17 protein-coding genes are annotated in these 16,923 nt (G+C 71.9%); 14 read left to right on the top strand and 3 right to left on the bottom strand.

Features of this window, described 5'->3' with window-relative positions:
• The first annotated feature begins 275 nt into the window (after positions 1 to 275).
• The 5 genes from K8556_RS20745 (at position 276) to K8556_RS20725 (ending at position 4,526) form a co-directional block, all read left to right on the top strand.
• Positions 276 to 1,622 (top strand): M24 family metallopeptidase, encoded by a 1,347-nt coding sequence (locus tag K8556_RS20745; protein ID WP_223741808.1) that lies wholly within the window; start codon positions 276 to 278, stop codon positions 1,620 to 1,622.
• A gap of 22 nt (positions 1,623 to 1,644) precedes the next feature.
• On the top strand, positions 1,645 to 2,478 hold the full coding sequence (locus K8556_RS20740; RefSeq protein ID WP_223741807.1) for a hypothetical protein: 834 nt from the start codon (positions 1,645 to 1,647) through the stop codon (positions 2,476 to 2,478).
• A gap of 11 nt (positions 2,479 to 2,489) precedes the next feature.
• Entirely contained in the window at positions 2,490 to 3,509 is a 1,020-nt protein-coding gene (locus K8556_RS20735; protein ID WP_223741806.1) for a hypothetical protein, read from the top strand.
• Between the two features lie 2 nt (positions 3,510 to 3,511).
• Positions 3,512 to 4,138, top strand: coding sequence for a hypothetical protein (locus K8556_RS20730; protein ID WP_223741805.1), 627 nt, complete (start codon positions 3,512 to 3,514; stop codon positions 4,136 to 4,138).
• Between the two features lie 109 nt (positions 4,139 to 4,247).
• A complete protein-coding gene (locus K8556_RS20725; RefSeq protein ID WP_223741804.1) occupies positions 4,248 to 4,526 on the top strand; it encodes a hypothetical protein in 279 nt (92 codons plus the stop codon).
• 43 nt (positions 4,527 to 4,569) lie between these two features.
• On the opposite strand, the gene rtcR is transcribed toward K8556_RS20725, so the two are convergent.
• Positions 4,570 to 6,198: an RNA repair transcriptional activator RtcR gene (gene rtcR / locus K8556_RS20720; RefSeq protein ID WP_223741803.1), complete on the bottom strand. Its 1,629-nt coding sequence runs from the start codon at positions 6,196 to 6,198 to the stop codon at positions 4,570 to 4,572.
• A 147-nt stretch (positions 6,199 to 6,345) separates the two neighbouring features.
• Between rtcR and K8556_RS20715 the strand changes: the two genes are divergently transcribed.
• The 4 genes from K8556_RS20715 (at position 6,346) to K8556_RS20700 (ending at position 10,043) form a co-directional block, all read left to right on the top strand.
• Complete coding sequence (locus K8556_RS20715; RefSeq protein ID WP_223741802.1) at positions 6,346 to 7,581, top strand: RtcB family protein; 1,236 nt, start codon at positions 6,346 to 6,348, stop codon at positions 7,579 to 7,581.
• 185 nt (positions 7,582 to 7,766) lie between these two features.
• Entirely contained in the window at positions 7,767 to 8,783 is a 1,017-nt protein-coding gene (gene rtcA, locus K8556_RS20710) for an RNA 3'-terminal phosphate cyclase (protein ID WP_223741801.1), read from the top strand.
• A gap of 138 nt (positions 8,784 to 8,921) precedes the next feature.
• On the top strand, positions 8,922 to 9,779 hold the full coding sequence (mutM, locus tag K8556_RS20705; protein WP_223741800.1) for a DNA-formamidopyrimidine glycosylase: 858 nt from the start codon (positions 8,922 to 8,924) through the stop codon (positions 9,777 to 9,779).
• A gap of 6 nt (positions 9,780 to 9,785) precedes the next feature.
• Positions 9,786 to 10,043, top strand: coding sequence for a hypothetical protein (locus K8556_RS20700; RefSeq protein ID WP_223741799.1), 258 nt, complete (start codon positions 9,786 to 9,788; stop codon positions 10,041 to 10,043).
• Here K8556_RS20700 and K8556_RS20695 read toward each other — a convergent pair whose 3' ends face one another.
• Complete coding sequence (locus K8556_RS20695) at positions 10,044 to 10,703, bottom strand: hypothetical protein (protein ID WP_223741798.1); 660 nt, start codon at positions 10,701 to 10,703, stop codon at positions 10,044 to 10,046. It lies immediately after the preceding gene.
• A 107-nt stretch (positions 10,704 to 10,810) separates the two neighbouring features.
• Between K8556_RS20695 and K8556_RS20690 the strand changes: the two genes are divergently transcribed.
• The 5 genes from K8556_RS20690 to K8556_RS20670 all read left to right on the top strand — a co-directional run bounded on the left by K8556_RS20690 (position 10,811) and on the right by K8556_RS20670 (position 15,787).
• Complete coding sequence (locus K8556_RS20690; protein WP_223741797.1) at positions 10,811 to 11,950, top strand: PleD family two-component system response regulator; 1,140 nt, start codon at positions 10,811 to 10,813, stop codon at positions 11,948 to 11,950.
• A gap of 88 nt (positions 11,951 to 12,038) precedes the next feature.
• On the top strand, positions 12,039 to 12,788 hold the full coding sequence (locus K8556_RS20685; RefSeq protein ID WP_223741796.1) for a YebC/PmpR family DNA-binding transcriptional regulator: 750 nt from the start codon (positions 12,039 to 12,041) through the stop codon (positions 12,786 to 12,788).
• A gap of 35 nt (positions 12,789 to 12,823) precedes the next feature.
• On the top strand, positions 12,824 to 13,405 hold the full coding sequence (ruvC, locus tag K8556_RS20680; RefSeq protein WP_223741795.1) for a crossover junction endodeoxyribonuclease RuvC: 582 nt from the start codon (positions 12,824 to 12,826) through the stop codon (positions 13,403 to 13,405).
• Complete coding sequence (gene ruvA, locus K8556_RS20675; RefSeq protein WP_223741794.1) at positions 13,402 to 14,016, top strand: Holliday junction branch migration protein RuvA; 615 nt, start codon at positions 13,402 to 13,404, stop codon at positions 14,014 to 14,016. Before ruvC ends, ruvA begins: the two co-directional genes overlap by 4 nt.
• Before the next feature lie 286 nt (positions 14,017 to 14,302).
• A complete protein-coding gene (locus K8556_RS20670) occupies positions 14,303 to 15,787 on the top strand; it encodes an ELWxxDGT repeat protein (protein WP_223741793.1) in 1,485 nt (494 codons plus the stop codon).
• Positions 15,788 to 15,796: 9 nt separating this feature from the next.
• Here K8556_RS20670 and K8556_RS20665 read toward each other — a convergent pair whose 3' ends face one another.
• Complete coding sequence (locus tag K8556_RS20665; RefSeq protein ID WP_223741792.1) at positions 15,797 to 16,882, bottom strand: hypothetical protein; 1,086 nt, start codon at positions 16,880 to 16,882, stop codon at positions 15,797 to 15,799.
• Between the last annotated feature and the right edge of the window lie 41 nt (positions 16,883 to 16,923).

Below are 16,923 nucleotides of genomic sequence, written 5' to 3'. Positions count from 1 at the left end.
GCGCGGTTGGATGTTCGCGCTCCACGCGGCCTTCGGGGGAGGGCCGCCGCTTCCAGTGGATTCGCGGGCCGTGAGGCCGGCGGGTTCCAGGTGTCCCGGACCGGGGGGGAAGGGATCCGGAAGCGTGAGGGAGCCAGGACATCCGAGCGGGTGAGCAGGTGGGAATGCGCCCCAGGCCCTCCGTTCCCGGACCCCATGGGTTCCGGGAGCGGGGGGCTTCGGTTTTTCAGGCGCGCTAGGCTGCCCCTCCTCCTTCCCGACCTGGAGTTCCCGACATGAAGCGTTGGCGCGCAGTCCTCCCCGCCTTGAGCCTGGGCTGTCTGGTGGCGTGTGCCACCGCCCCCGTGAGCGCCCCCACCGCCCTCACGACTCCCCCCGTGCCGCCGCCGTCCCAGGAGCGGGCCCTGCGCGAGTCCTGGCTGAAGGAGCGGCACGGGCTGCTGCTGGACATGATGCGCCGGCACGGCGTGGCCATGTGGGTCGTGGTCAACGAGGAGTTCCACGATGATCCGCTGACGTCCTGGGTCGCGCCGCCGCTGCCGTACGCGGGCAACCGCGACGTGTTCGTCTTCGTGGACGCGGGCGACGCGGGGCTCCAGAAGGTCGCGTTGACGGGCTACGCCACGGAGGCGGTGTCGCGCTTCTTCGAGTCCCCCGCGGTGGAGCGCAAGCAGGCGGAGGCGCTCGCGGAGCTGGACGCGCGCTACCACCCGCGCACCATCGCGCTGGCCATGGACGGGCGGCGGGGCGTGACGCGCAGCCTGACGCACGACACGTACAAGTGGCTGGTGGAGGCGCTGGGCCCGTCCGCGCCAGCGCGCTTCGTGAGCGCGGCGCCGCTCATCGAGGAGTACCTGGACACGCGGCTGCCCGGCGAGTTCACGCCCTACCGCGACCTGGTGGTGCTGACGGAGTCGCTGGTGAAGCGGGCGCTCTCCAACGAGGTGGTGGTGCCCGGCAAGACGACGGTGGGGGACGTGCGCCGCTGGCTCTACGACGCGCTCTTCGAGGCGCGCGTGGGCACGTGGTTCCAGCCGGACCTGCGCGTGCAGCGGCAGGGCATGAAGGACGGCTTCTCCCGGGGCTTCCTGGCGGTGGCGGACGAGGCGGTGGTCATCCAGCGCGGAGACCTGCTGCACGTGGACTTCGGCGTCACGGCGCTGGGGCTGAGCACGGACTGGCAGAAGATGGCCTACGTGCTGAAGGACGGGGAGACGGACGCGCCGGAGGGGCTGAAGCGCGCGCTGGAGAACACGCGGACGCTGCAGGACGCGCTGATGCTGCGGGCGTCGCGGCCGGGGCGCTCGTCGGCGGACGTCTACGACGCGACGATGGCGGAGATGAAGGAGCGGGGCATCGAGGCCAAGGTCTACAGCCATCCGCTGGGCGCGCAGGGCCATGCGCTGGGGGCCTCCATCGACTTCCGCGCGGCGGCGCGCTCGGAGGCGCCCCGGCTGTTGCGCAAGGGCTCGTACCTCGCCGTCGAGCTCAACACCGTCACGCCCGTTCCGGAGTGGGGCGGGCAGAAGGTGGCGGTGATGCAGGAAGATCCGGCGTACCTGACGGACGAAGGCTGGCGGTTCTTCGTTCCGCGCCAGGACGCCTTCTATCTCATCCACTGACGACACGAAGGGAGCGGACGTGATGCGCGTGGGCAGGCCATGGACGACGTTCGGAAGAGGGGCGTGCGCACTGCTCCTCCTGGGAGTGACGGGGTGCAGCGCCGCCAGTGGGGACGAAGCCCCCGCGCGGCGGGAGGCCCCCCTGGCCGCGGAAGCGCCGCTCCGGCCGCCGCGCGCGGTGGACAGCCTGCTCGGCCTGTTCGACCAGACGGCCTCCGTGGTGGAGGGGGAGGTCACGGACGTGCGCGGTGAGTACTCGCCGCGCACGGGCCCGTGGACGGTGGTGACGCTCGGCAACGTGCGGGCGCACCTGGGCGCGGCGCCGCGGGAGCTGCGCCTCAAGCAGGCCGGAGGGCTGCTGCCGGATGGACGGCAGCTCGTGGTGAGCCATGTGCCCCGCTTCGTCCGGGGCGCGCGCTACGTGGTCTTCCTGCGCAACACCGGGTGGAGCCTGTCGCCGGTGCTGGACGAGCACGCCTTCCGCGTGGAGTCGGTGGCGGGCCGCGAGGTGCTGGTGGGGGCCGAGGGCGGGCTCGTGGCGGGGCTGGGCCCGGCGGGGGTGCGGCAGACGGCGCCGGTGTTCGAGACGGTGGACCTGACGGGTGCCCGTCCGGCGCCGCGCGCGGAGGCGCTGTCGCGGGGGGCGCCGGAGGGGATGGAGCGGGAGGCGTTCCTCTCGCTGCTCCAGAACCACCTGCGCGCGCGGGGACTCGCGGTGACGGGGGCGTTCCGCGAGGCGCCCGTCACGACCGCGTCGTCGTTGTCCGTCCCCGTGACGCCCGCCGCGGGCGCGTCCGGGGTGCCGGGTGCCGTTCCCCTCCAGCCCGAGCGGGACGTCCCGCCCGGCCAGCCGTGAAGAGGTCCGCCATGAAGACAACGACATTCGTGGGCGCCGTCGCGGCGCTGGTGCTGGGCGGCATGGAGGCGGGCGCCGCCGCGTGGGACACGTGCAACGGGTCGCCGGTGAAGTGGTACAGCGGCCCGGTCGTGTACCGGAACCGGTGCAGCATCCCGGACTCCGGTAACACCAACACGGCGTACTGGAACGGCTTGAGGCAGTGGGACGACCTGTCCCACATCGTCGCGGGCTACAACGTGAACGCGGCGACGGACTGCTCGCTGGACCACACGGACGGGCAGAACGAGATCGGCCTGTGTGACCGGTCGGCCATCGACGGGAACAACGGCGTGACGTACTCCGTCGTGGGGCTGTGCTTCATCGGGAGCAACGGCATCGACGAGGCGGACATCTGCATCGCCAGCGACCTGGACTTCACGCCGCGCACCGGCAGCGCGTTCGGCACGTCGGGCCGGAGCACGTTCGTGCACGAGGCGGGGCACTTCTTCGGCTTCAAGCACGAGGGCGGGCACAGCATCCTGCGCACCTCGCCGCCGCACCTGGTGACGGGCGGCTACGAGTCCTCCACGCTGTGGCCCACGAACGCGCAGGGCATGAACACGCTGTACGGCTATTCGGTGACGAAGCCGAACCTGCTGCCGTCCGCCATGGGCGTGGTGGGGGACGTGGCGCAGACGCTGGACCCGGCTGGCACGAAGACGGTGTGCCGGGGCACGGCGCAGAGCGTGAAGTTCTACGTGGGCAACATGGGCAACGCGGCCGCGTCGTCCTACGCCATGCGCGTGCGCCTGAGCCCGACGGCGCCGCCGAATGGCTACTACGAATCCACCAACGTGGTGGCCACGTTCAACCACTCGCTGGGGGCGTTCTCGGAGGGCATCTACTCGCTGGGCTTCACGGTGCCGGCGTCGCTGCCGTTCAACACGTACTACGTCTACCTGGACATGGATCCGGCGGGCGCGGTGGACGAGCTGAAGGAGAACGACAACACCACCGTCAGCGCCATGCTCCTGCGGGTGGGGTGCTGAGCATGCGGCATGGGGTCCTGATGGCGGCGCTGCTCCTGGGCGCCTGCGCGAAGCCGAAGGAGGAGCGGGCGGCGTCGCGTGACGCGCTCACGGAGGAGCGGCCCCAGCCCCGGGGCGCGGCCACCGTGCGCACGGACCAGGGCTCCTACTCGGCTCCGTCCGTGCGGTTCAGCGCCGACTTCCTGGGGGAGCCGCCCGTGCCCCTGATGCAGGTCGCGCTGAGCGCGCAATCGGACGACGGGGGCACCTGGGGCTTCCGCATGGCGGTGGATGAGAAGTTCGTGACGTCAAGGCACGCCACCGCTCGGATCATCCCTCGGACGGCACTGGGCCCGGGCCTCGCGGTGGTGGACCACCAGGTGGCCGGGGGGGCCGCGATGATGATGGACGAGGGCACCCTGGAGCTGACCGTCTCCGGGATGCATGCGAAGGGTGAGGTCCGGATGAAGGACGGGAGCGTGCGCGCGACCTTCGAGGGTCCACTGACCGTCGAATGCACGGTGCCGCCCGCGTGGCTGGGTGGCGCGAACGCGCCCGTGCCGTCGGCTCCCGATGCAGGGACGGTCCGCGTGCCCGATGAGGCCCTGGCCACGAAGCAGTGCCGGTCCGTGGCGGACGCCTTCCGCTGACACCAGGCCGGAAGGCCCGTGGAAGGGAAATGCGGCCCGGGGAATGCGCCGTCCTGGGCCGCCGGACTACGCTGCGGGGCGCGGTCCTCCTCTGCCCACGGAGCATCCCATGCAGGCTCGTTCCCTCCGTTCGTGTGTCCTGGCCACGTTGTCCGCGCTGTCCCTCCTCGCCTGCGGCGGTGGTGCGCCTGAAGCAGAGCCGGTGGGCCCGGAGGCGACGGAGCGCGAGTCCGTCACCCAGGCCTCGGTCTCGTGCGTGGATGAGTGCTACCAGGCCTACTCCTGGTGCCCGGCTCAGTGTCAGGCGACGTATGAGCAGTGCGCCGCGGCCATTTCCATCTGCTACGACTCGTGCGACCGCGGCGTCGGCCCCTGGCTGCCCTGCTGAGTCGCGAGCGCGGCCCGGTCGCCAGGATGGGGCCGGGCCAGCCTCACTCCGCGTCGCGACCGCTCACATCCGCCCAGGCCAGCCCGAAGCGCGCCAGGTACTTCCGGAGGCGGTCCGCGTCGTTGACGCTCTTCTTCTGCTCACGGGACTGCGCGAACAACGTCCGGCCCGCATCCGACAGCGAGCGCGCGGAGCGGCACACCGTCACCACGTCCGCGAGCTGCACGCGGTCGAACCGATCCAACTCCGCCGCGCGCGTGGCCCCCATCACCTCCACCAGCACGTCTTCTCCCGCTGACGTCGCCGCGCTCGCGGGCCGCCACTGCGCTCGCAGGCGGTCCAGCTCCTCGTCCACCACCTCGCGTGTCATCCGCCCACCGGCCGCCAGCGTGGACATGCGGAGCACCGCCGCGTTGAGGTCCCGGAAGTTGCCGCTCCACCGGCCTTCAGGGGACGTGGCGAAGCGCAGGAAGTGCTCCTGCGCCTCCTTGCTCATCGTCACCCGCGTCCCCAGCGCCTGGGACGCCTGATCCAGTTCGTATTGCAGGTTGGGCGCGATGTCCTCCGGCCGCTCTCTCAACGCGGGCAATCGGAAGGTCCACAGGTTGATGCGCGCGAGCAGGTCCTCGCGGAACCGGCCCCGCTCCACATCCAGTTGGAGGTCGCGGTTCGTCCCCGCGATGAGCTGGAAGTCGCTCTCCGCCTCCTTGTCCGCGCCCACCGGGAGGAAGCGCTTGTCCTCCAGCGCTCGCAGCAGCATGGCCTGCTCGTCCGCGCCCAGCTCGCCAATCTCGTCCAGGAACAGCACGCCGCCGTTCGCCTGCCGCATCAGCCCGGGCCGGTCTCCCACCGCGCCCGTGAACGCGCCCTTCACGTGGCCGAAGAGCGTGGACATCGCCCCGTCGCCGCGCAGCGTGGCGCAGTTCAGGTCCACGAACGGTCCCGTCACCTGGTTGCGCGCCTTCTTCAGCGCGTAGATGCGCTTCGCGAGCTGCGACTTGCCCGCGCCCGTGGGGCCCGTCAGCAGCAGCGGCGCCCGGGACTGCACCGCCACCTGCTCAATCCGCTCAATGATCCGGTTGAAGGCGGCGTTGCGCGTGTCGATGCCGGACTTGAGGAACGACAGGCCCTCGCGCTGCTGTTGCCGGAAGCGCGCCGCCAGCGTGTCGTAGTTGGACAGGTCCAGGTCGATGATGGCGTGCGTGCCCACCGCCCCGTGTTCCTTCCCCTTGCCGGGGGACGTCTGCACCAGCCGGCCTGGAATCAACCGGCTCTCCACCAGGAGGAACATGCAGATCTGCGCGATGTGCGTGCCCGTGGTGATGTGCACCAGGTAGTCCTCTTCCTCCGGATGGAAGGGCTGCGCGCGCACGTGGTCCAGCAGCGCGCCGTACACCTCCTCCAGGTTCCACGGATCCCGGATGGGCAGTGACGTGAGCCGCACCTGCGTCTCCGGGGACACCTGGGCGATGTCGTCCCGGATGACCGCCGCCAGTGACGTCGCGGCGGGCGGGTGCAGGAGCTCCAGCCGGTGCACCAGCAGGTCCTCCTGCTGACACAGCGACACCGTGGGCCGCCACCGCGTCCAGCGGTGCGCCCCCATCCCCGTGTCCAGCGTCGTCCCCAGCATCCCGATGACGACCGTCCGCCGCGCCTTCGCCTTTTGAGCCATCAGGATAGGTATTTATCCCATGGGATACGGATTTACAGCCTGCCCTGGGGGCTCCCCTCGGGGACGGCGTTGGCACGCCGGCTGCTCTAGCTCCCCTACGTGACCGGGACACAGCGCCCGGGTCGAACGACCGAAAGGTGCAGAGCCATGGACCGCATGAACGCGAACTACGAGGTGCTGTCGGACGAAGCGGGCCGCCCCATCAAGGCGTGGACGGTGGGGGTGCCGTTCGAGGACGAGGCGAAGAAGCAGCTTCGCAACCTCCGCGGCCTGCCCTTCATCCACAAGTGGGTCGCCGTGATGCCGGACGTGCACCGCGGTTACGGCGCGACGGTCGGGAGCGTGGTGCCCACGGTGGGCGCGGTGGTGCCGGCGGCGGTGGGCGTGGACATCGGATGCGGGATGATCGCCGTGCGCACGACGCTGCGCGCGGATCAGCTCCCGGACTCGCTGCGCGGGGTGCGCTCGGCCATCGAGGCGGCGGTGCCGCACGGCCGTACGGACAACGGCGGCCGGAATGACCGCGGCGCGTGGAAGGACTCGCCCGCGACGCATACCGCCGCGTGGGCCCGCCTGGCGGAGGGGTACGCGCGCATCGTCGCGAAGCACCCGCGCATCGGCCGTGGGCCGGAGCTGGCGCACCTGGGAACGCTGGGAACGGGGAACCACTTCATCGAGCTGTGCGTCGATGAGTCGGACGGCGTGTGGCTGATGCTGCACTCGGGGTCGCGCGGCGTGGGAAACCGCATCGGAAGCCACTTCATCGAGCTGGCGAAGCAGGACATGGAGCGCTTCTTCATCCACCTGCCGGACGCGGACCTGGCGTACCTGCCGGAGGGGACGGAGCACTTCGAGGACTACGTCTTCGCGGTGAGCTGGGCGCAGGACTTCGCGGCGATGAACCGCGAGCTCATGCTGCACTCGGCGGTGGAGGCCCTGAAGGCGAGCGGTGAGCTGCCCGCGTTCGAGCTGTCCGAGTCCGCGGTGAACTGCCACCACAACTACATCTCGCGCGAGCACCACTTCGGAAAGAACTGCTTCGTGACCCGCAAGGGCGCGGTGCGGGCGCGCGAGGGCGACATGGGAATCATCCCTGGCAGCATGGGGGCCCGTTCCTACATCGTCCGCGGGAAGGGGAACGCGGATGCCTTCCACTCGTGCAGCCATGGCGCGGGCCGGGTGATGTCGCGCGAAGCGGCGAAGAAGCGCTTCACGCTGGAGGACCACGCGAAGGCGACCGCGGGCGTGGAGTGCCGCAAGGACGTGGACGTGATTGACGAGACGCCGGCCGCGTACAAGCCCATCGACGCCGTGATGGCCGCGCAGGCGGACCTGGTGGAGGTCGTCCACACGCTCAAGCAGGTGGTGTGCGTGAAGGGATAGCCGAAGCGTCGTTCCACCCGCCGCCCGCGGAGGTGCACATGCCGGGATGAAGACACCGAGGCGCCCGTTCCCCCGAAGAGGTCCGCGCAAGCGGCCGTTACGTGGGGGAGCGGGCGCCGCTATTTTTTGAAATCAGGGATGGGATGCTGCACACGTCCGCGAGCGCGCAAAGGAGCACCACGCACATGGTTCGCATCGATGGTTCACAGGGGGAGGGGGGCGGCCAGGTGCTGCGCACCGCGTTGGCGCTGTCGCTGGTGACGGGCACGCCGTTCGAGATGGTCAACGTGCGCGCCGGCCGCGCCAAGCCGGGCCTGCTGCGCCAGCACCTCACCGCGCTCAAGGCCGCGGAGGCCGTGGGCGCCGCGGAGGTGACGGGCGCGGAGCTGGGCTCCAAGCAGGTGGCCTTCCACCCGCGCGCGCTGTCGGCGGGCAACTACCACTTCGCGGTGGGCACGGCGGGCAGCGCGACGCTGGTGCTCCAGACGGTGCTGCCCGCGCTCCTGCACGCGGAAGGGGCCTCCACGCTGATGCTGGAGGGCGGGACGCACAACCCGGCGGCGCCGCCGTTCGAGTTCCTGGAGAAGGCGTACCTGCCGCTCCTGCGCCGCATGGGCCCGCGCGTGGACGTGGCGCTGGAGCGGCCCGGCTACTATCCGGCGGGCGGCGGACGGTTCCGCGTGGACATCCACCCCGCGAAGCTCCAGCCGCTCCAGTTGCTGGAGCGCGGCCGGGTGCTGCGCACGGAGGCCGTGGCCCAGGTGGCGTCCATCCCCTTCGACGTGGCGAAGCGCGAGCTGGAGACCGTGGCCGCCGTGCTCAAGCTGCGGCCGGATCAGCAGCGGCCGGAGGAGCTCAAGCGCGCCTACGGTCCGGGCAACGTGCTGCGCGTCGAGGTGGAGAGCGAGCACGTGACGGAGGTCTTCACCGGCTTCGGTGAGCGCGGCAAGCGCGCGGAGGCCGTGGCCGAGGAGGTCGCCTCGAAGGTGAAGCGCTACCTGGACGCGGGCGTGCCCGTGGGCGAGCACCTGTGTGATCAGCTCCTCCTGCTGTGCGCCCTGGCGAAGGGCGGCCACTTCCGCACGGTGGCGCTGGACAGCCATTCGCTCACGCAGCGCGAGACGATGGCGCACTTCCTCGACGTGAAGGTGGACGTGCGGGAGCTGGAGCGCGACGTCCACGAGGTGACGGTGCGCGCCTGACGAGGAGATGGGGCAGGGCGGTGCCCCCTCGTCCGGCCGCACGCCTGGCGGTCGGACGAGGCACCTATTCAGCAGGGCTCAACCCATGGCGTTACCTCGCGGCCTTCCTACGTTGTGACCCGTGGGGGAGGCCTGCGCGTGGCGGAAGTCCCTGAAGTCGAAATCATCGTCCGAGACCTGAAGCAGGCCGTCGTGGGCCGGCGCTTCGTGGACGCGGAGGTGCGGGTGCCCGCGGCGGTGCGCTTCGCCTCGCCGCCGGACTTCATCCAGAACCTCCGGGGCCGCAAGGTGCTCGCGGCCGAGCGGCGCGCGAAGTTCATGCTGCTCACGCTGGATGACGGGCAGACGCTCGCGCTGCACTTCATGCTCTGGGGCGAGCTGCAGCTACGGCCCGTGGGAAGCGAGCGGCCCCCCGCGACGCTCGTGGTCCTCACGCTGGAGGGCAATGAAGAACTCCATCTCACGGACACGCTGGGCTACGCGCGCGTGGCGCTGGGGCCCACGTCGCTGCTGGCGTCTCAGCTCAAGCTGGAGGAGCTGGGCCCGGAGGCGCTCGATGAGGCCTTCACTCCGGAGGTCCTGGCGAAGCAGCTTCGCCGCAGGCGCAGCCCGCTCAAGACGGTGCTCCTGAACCAGCGCGTGCTCGCGGGGCTGGGCAACCGCGACGCGGACGAGAGCCTGTGGGTCGCGGGCATCGACCCCCGGCGGCTGGCGTCGTCCCTGTCGCCCGCGGAAATCGTCCGGCTGCACCAGGGCATCCGCGACGTGCTGGAAGAGGGCCTGCGGCTGCGCGGCACGCAGCGCGACCTGTTCGGCGTGCAGGGGCAGGCGAAGCACCGGCGCAACATCTTCGGCAGGACGGGAGCGCCCTGTCCCCGCTGCGCCACGCCCGTGTCCCACCTGCGCATCGGAGGCCGCAACACGCACTGGTGCGCGCACTGCCAGCCCGCGGACGGCGCCGCGACGGAGGCCCCGGCGCAGACGTCCCTGCTCTGAGCTGGTATGTACCGGAGCGTGTCCGACGTCCCCGCCCCCGCGCCCCTGTCCCTCGATGACGCGCTCGCGCGAGCGAGCGAGGAACTCCAGTTCCCCAGCTACTACCAGTCCAGCGTGCGCCCGCTCCTGCGCGACCCGGAGGGACGCTGGCCCCACTGCTGCGGCGGAGGCTGCGAGCCGTGCGCCCAGACGCTCATCCGCGTCGCGATGCGCGCGCTGGAGATGATGGGCACGCCGCGCCAGAGCCCTCCGCCGGACTTCTAGTCAGAACAGCCGCGTCCCCAGGCCCACGCGCCCGGTGAGCCCCAGCCGCGTCTGGCCCGCGCCCGCGCGCTCCTGGAACGTCTCCACGCCCACCTGTCCCGCCGCGAGCAGCGACAGGTTGCCGCCCAGGTACACCTCCACGCCCAGGCCGCCCAGCGCCTGGAAGCGCCGCTGCTTGTCGCCCGTGAGCCCCAGGTCGATGGGCAGGTCCACCAGGCCCAGCACCGCCACGGTGTCCGCCACGCGGTAGCCCGCCACCATCCCCGGCAGGATGCGCACCAGCACGCCGGAGAAGTTGTCGTCGTCCATGTACGTGGAGCCGGAGTTGAGCACCAGGCCCACGCCCAACGTCGGCGCCAGCCCGAACGCCCCGCTGCGCACCACCTCCTTGCGGCCCACGAGCTCCAGCGACGCGGCCAGCTTGAACCAGTCGAAGCGCGCCCGCGCCTCCACCTCCAGCGCGCCCAGCCCCTGCCGGAACCCCACGCCCACCTCCGGCGCGCCCGTGTAGCCATAGAGCGCCGTCGCCCCCGCGGGCAGCATCACCGGCGCCACCACGGAGCCCAGCGGGTCCTCCTGGGAGAAGGAGACCTCCGCGTCCTGGGCGGAGGCGAGGGCGGGCACGGCGAGGAGGGCGAGCAGCGGTCCGAGGCGCGTCATGGCCGCGCACCCTAGCTTGGGATGCAGGCTGGCAAAAACCCAACGAACCCAGGGACTTGGGGGCGGATTGTACATCCGGCCGGGATCACTGGAAGAATGGGGAATCCATGGTTGCCTACCTCCACGTCGCACCGCCTCCTGAAACCTCCATGCCCGCGGCAGGTCGTGAAGCACTCGACCTTCCGGGTGGGGCCGGGGGCTGGGTGCTGCTCGTGGGGGAGACGGCGCGGCCGGTGGTGGCGGCGGCGCTCGCCCGCGAAGGCTTCAGGCCCGTGCACGTGGACGGGGCCCGCGCGGCGCTGGAGCTGCTGGGCGTGGATCCGGGAGGGACGCGGCCGGACGCGGCGCCCCCGGAGTCGAAGGCCGAGCGGCCCCGGCTGGTCATCATCGACGCGGACCTGCCGGACGGCGACGGCTTCAGCCTCTGCGGCGTGCTCCGCGCGGACCCGAAGTCCGCGCACCTGCCGGTGCTGCTGGTGGCGAAGTGCGCGGAGGAGTTCCACCGCGACCTCGCCGCGGGCGTGGGCGCGGACGAGTACCTGGTGGAGCCGGTGGACGCGCGCGACGTGGCGGTGCTCGCGCGGCTCAAGGCGGGGCGGCGCGGCGAGGAGGACGTCTACGACGCGCACACCGCGACCCTGCCCCTCGTGGCGCTGATGCGCGCGCTCCTGTCCGGCGTGCGCTCGGGCCGGGTGGTGCTGTCGGAGGCGGCCGGCGCGCTCGTCTTCCGCCATGGCCAGGTGGTGGACGCGACCTTCCATGGCGAGCGCGGCTGCCTCGCGTTCCGGCGCCTCCTGTGCTTCGGCTCGGGCGCGTACACGGTGACGTTCGGCCCGGAGCTGCAGCGGGGCAGCTTCTCCATGGACCGCCCGTTCCTGTGCGACCAGGTGGTGCCCGGCCTGGAGCGCTTCGAACAACTGCGCGTCAAGGGCCTGCCCCTGGCGGCGCGGCTCACGGTGGACTTCAACCGGCTCGCGCGGGAGCTGCCCTCGCTGCCGGAGGACGTGGAGCAGGTGGTGCGCCTGTTCGACGGACGGCGCACCGTGCGCGCGATGCTGCTGGAGTGCCGCTTCCCGGAGGCCCTGGCCTACGAGGCGGCGACCCGCCTGTTCATGCTGGGCGTGCTGGTGCCCGCCATCCTGGTGGAGGAGCGCGAGCGCGCCCGGGAGTCCGCGGGGCCGCCCCGCCTCTTCGAGCCCGTCCTGGCGCCCGAATCCGGCCCGGAGCCCGGGCCGGACGCGTCGTGAGGGTTTGACTCGGGCGGCCTGCTCGGGGCACAAGGCCGGGAGCGCCCCGGGCTGAACGCCCGTCCACCCCACGCCGAAGCCGCCCCCCATGTCCGGTCACAACCGCTGGTCGAAACTCAAACGCCGGAATGCCGTCCTGGGCGTGGCCAAGGGCAAGCTCTACTCCAAGGCCATCAAGGAGATGACCGTCGCCGCGCGCCTGGGCGGCGGTGACCCGTCCAGCAACGCCCGCCTGCGCGTGGCCGTGGCCCAGGCGCGCGAGTCGAACATCCCGCGCGACACCATCGAGCGCGCCATCAAGAAGGGCACGGGCGAACTGGCCGGCGAGTCCTACGAAGAGGTGACGTACGAGGGCTACGGCCCCGGCGGCGTCGCGCTCATCATCGAGTGCCTCACCGACAACCGGAACCGCTCCGCCAGCGACGTGCGCAACCTCCTGGGCAACTACGGCGGCAACATGGGCGCCGAGGGCGCCGTGGGCTGGATGTTCCACAAGAAGGGCGTCATCACCGTGAAGCCCGGCCCCACCGAGGACCAGGTGATGGAGCAGGCCCTGGACGCGGGCGCGGAGGACGTCGTGGACCAGGGGCCGGACGGCTTCGAGGTGCGCACCGCCCCGGCGGACCTGCACGCGGTGGGCGCGAAGCTGGAGGCCGCGGGCCTGCCCCTGGGCGAGCAGAAGTGGACCTTCGTGCCGCAGAACACCGTGAAGGTGGAAGGCGACAACGCGAAGCGCCTGTTGAAGCTGATGGACGCGCTCGACGACAACGACGACGTGCAGCACGTGCACGCCAACTTCGAAATCGACGAGTCCCTGATGGAGTCGCTGTCCACGTAATGCCCCGGAAGGGCGCGTGGGAAAGGAACGGGCCGGTGCGGGTACTCGGCGTGGACCCTGGCAGCCGCTTCATGGGCTTCGGGGTGGTGGAGGAGAAGAAGGGCAAGCTCGTGCACCTGGGCCACGGCGTCATCAAGGTGGTGGAGTCCGCGCCCCTCGCTGAGCGCCTGAAGGACCTGCACGCCGCCTTGAGCGCCGCGCTCCAGCGCTACCAGCCGGAGGCCGTGGCCGTGGAGGGGCTCTTCACCTTCCGCAACGCCCGGAGCGCCCTGGTGCTGGGGCACGCGCGCGGCGTGGCGCTGCTCGCCGCGGCGCAGGCGGGCCTGCCCGTGCACGAGTACGCCCCCGCCAGCGTGAAGAAGTCCGTGGGCGCCAGCGGCGCGGGCGGCAAGGACGCCGTGGCGCGCATGGTGCGCACGCTGCTCGGCGTGGAGGAGGCGACGCTGGAGCGCGCGGATGCCAGCGACGCGCTCGCCGTGGCGCTGTGCCACCTGAACCAGTTCCGCGTGGGCATGCCCCGCGCCAGCGCTCCCGGCAACGGCAAGCGCAAGGGGGCCGCGTCGGTGCTCGCGGACCGCCTGTCGTCCGCCTACCAGCGCCCGGAGGCCCGCCGATGATCGCCCGGCTGCGTGGCAACGTGTTGGAGAAGGGTGCCGAGGACGCCGTCATCGACGTGCACGGCGTGGGGTACCGCGTGAACCTGTCCACCGTCTCGCTGGGCAAGCTGCCCGAGGACGGCCAGCCGGTGGACCTGCGCATCCGCACCGTGGTGCGCGAGGACGCCTTCGAGCTCTTCGGCTTCCTCTCCCCGGCGGAGGAGGAGCTCTTCCAACTGCTCAACAGCGTGTCCCGCATCGGCCCGCGCATGGCCCTGGGCGTGATGTCCGGCATGGAGGTGGGCGAGCTCATCGCGGCGCTGTCGCGCGGTGAGACGGGCCGGCTCGCGAAGATCCACGGCGTGGGCAAGAAGACCGCCGAGCGGCTCGTCCTGGAGCTCAAGGAGAAGGTGCGCAACCTCCACTCGGAGGGCATCGCGAAGGGCACCACCCCGCGCGCGCCCGTCACCTCCGGCAACAAGGCGGACCTCGTCTCCGCGCTGCTCAACCTGGGCTACAAGCAGCCCCAGGCGGAGAAGGCCGCGGACGTCGTCATCGAGCGGCTGGGCCCGGACGCCACCTTCCAGGCGCTCTTCCGCGAAGCCCTCAAGGCCCTGCGCTCCAGCCCCTGACTTCCGCACACCGCCCTCGCCCTCCAGGGCGAGACGCGGTGCTGCACAGGGCAGGAAATCCTCGGAAGATACGCGCAAGGCTTTTTCCAGTAGGAATCCGCCGTCGTCGCGAGGCGAACGCTCCTGGCGTTCGTCCGCCATCATCTGGCGATCCACGCCGCTCACGGTCCGACACCCCTGAGCAATCCTGGCCGGCCATGAGCTGGCCCATTCCGCTGCAAATATCAAATTCCAGCTCAGGCGCGGTGGTCCCCCCGGACCGCGTCGCGCCGAGGAGGCGTGTGTCATGGCGGCGTGGCGTGGTGTTCCGATCGTCGTGGTGCTGCTCTCGGGCGTCATTGGGGTGGGGTGCGGCGCGCCGGAAGGCGAGGACGTGCCGGCGGGGGGCGAGGTGGCGGCGGCGCTGGAGCCCGAGGCGGCCGGAGGTCCGCAGCCGTGTGGCCCCTCGGCGCGGCCGGTGGGGGACGTCCGGCGCGGCGCGGAGGGCTCGGCGCCGGAGGCGCTGGTGGAGGTGGGCGGGCAGGCCTTCTTCGCCGCGGATGACGGCGTGTCCGGCCGCGAGCTGTGGGTGACGGACGGGAGCGCCACGGAGGCGCGCCGGGTGAAGGACGTGCGGCCCGGGGCGTACGGCAGCACGCCGCGCTTCCTCACGCGGATGGGCGCGCGGCTGTTCTTCGTCGCGGATGACGGCGTGCATGGGCCGGAGCTGTGGCGGTCTGACGGCACCGGGCAGGGCACGGCGCTGGTGGCGGACATCCGGCCCGGGCCGCGGGGCAGCGCGCCGGACGCGCTGACGGTGGTGGGCGGCCGGCTGTACTTCACCGCGGATGACGGCGGGCGCGGCCGTGAGCTGTGGAGCACGGACGGCACGGCGCGGGGCACGCGGCTCACGCAGGAGTTCGCCCCGGGGCCGAACTCGCTGTTCCTGGACGAGCTGACGGAGTGGAACGGGAGGCTGGCGCTGGTGGCGTACGGCGACGCGGTGACGCTGTGGGTGATGGACGGGAGCACCGGCACCTCCCGGGCGTTCTTCCGCGGCCCGGAGCAGTCCGTCGTCTTCTCGCTGACGCCGGCGGGGAAGGACCGCCTCTTCTTCCTCGTGGACCCGGGCTTCGGCGAGGCGGACCTCTGGGTGACGCGGGGCCAGCCCCTCTTCACCTTCCCGCTCAGGCACTTCGCGGGGGACTACCCGTCGGAACTCACGCCGCTGGGCAACGCCGTGTACTTCATGGCCGGCGCGGAGGGCTTCTTCGGCGAGCCCGGGGACCTGTCCCACGGCGGCGAGCTGTGGAGGAGCGACGGCACGCTCCCGGGCACCCGCCTGGTGAAGGACGTGCGGCCGGGGCCCCAGGGCTCGCAGCCCTCCGGGCTGACGGTGCTGGACGGGCGGCTGTACTTCGCGGCGGATGACGGCGTGCTCGGCCGCGAGCTGTGGCGCTCCAACGGCACGGCGCAGGGCACGGTGCTGGTGCAGGACGTGGAGCCGGGCCCCGAGGGCAGCGCCCCCATGGCCTTCGCGGTGGTGGACGGGTGGCTCTTCTTCTCCGCGACGACGGCCGGCCGGGGCCGCGAGGGCTGGTACTCCAACGGCGAACCGGGCCGCGTGGACCCGATGCGCGACATCGCCCCCGCCGGGCTGGACGCGAACCCCCACGGCTTCGTGCGCGCGGGCAGCTCCGTCTTCTTCCTCGCCACGGAGCCGGGCCAGGGGGAGGAGCCCTGGGCGCTGCCCTTCCTCCCCGCGGCCCGCTGCGCCTTCGTGGAGCCCTGAGGGCGGCGCCTACGCCGCGCGCCGCGCCGCGGGCGTGGGGTGCAGCCCGCCCGTGTTCGGCGCGGGCAGCACCACGGTGGGCCCCAGGCCCGGGGCCAAGAGGTGCGCGGTGAGCAGCGAGGACGGGTGGAAGTTCACGAACGACGCGTCATGCGCGGACGGGCCCGCGAAGAGCTTCTCCACCACCATGGACGCGTACTGCTCCAGCGAGTCCTCGCGCGTGTTGCCGTTGAGCACCACCTCCCAGCCCATCTGCTCCGCGAAGCGGCGCACGCCGGGGATGCGCGACAGGAGCGGCGTGTAGCTCTCCGTGCTCACGCCGTTCTCGCTCACCACGAAGACCTCGTTCGCGGTGGCCACCGCCAGGGACATGTTCCCCTGCGTGTGGCCGGGCGTGCTGAGCAGCGCCGCGCCCTGGCCCAGCCACGTGTCGCCGTCCAGCAGCACCACGCGCTCCTCGGGGATGTCCGCGCCGCCGGGCACGAACCACACGTGCTGCATGGGGTGCAGGTGCTTCACCATGGTCCACTCCGCGCGCTGCACCAGCAGCTTCGCCCGGGGGAACACCGGCGGGGCGCCGTCACCGCCCAGCCAGCCGCGCAGGTCCTGGATGTGCAGGTGGTCGAAGGCCAGGTAGTCCACGTCCGACGGCGTCAGCCCCAGTTGCTCCAGGTACCCCTGCACCGTGCCGTGGCGGGTGGACATCACCTTGTCGGAGAGGAACGCGCCGTAGCGCTCGCGCAGCGCGCGGTAGAAGGGCGCCGCGTGGCCCCGCTCGTAATCGGTGGGGTTGAAGAGCAGCGTGCGCCGCTGGCCGGTGCCGGCTTCCGCGAACTGCACCACCTGCATCCGGTTGGTCATCATCACGTAGGGCGCGGGTGACAGCGCCGCCCCGCTGAAGGCGAACAGCGTGGGGTAGGGGAACGTGATGAGGTCGCAGGTGGCCACCGCCGCCACCGGGCCCTCCCGGACGAAGGCCTCGCGGGCCTCCAGCGCGGCGCGGCGCAGTTGCTGCAACCGGGGGCCGGGCGAACGCTCGGCGCGGGCCTCGGGCAGCAGGGGCAGGGGACGGAACGGGGCGGAAGCGGAAATCATGACGCGACTCCCTTCGGGCAGGGGGACGTGCCCCCTGGCTG

The organism is Corallococcus sp. AS-1-12, assembly GCF_020036995.1.
Taxonomy (GTDB): domain Bacteria; phylum Myxococcota; class Myxococcia; order Myxococcales; family Myxococcaceae; genus Corallococcus.
This window is presented reverse-complemented; position numbering and strand designations above follow the sequence as displayed.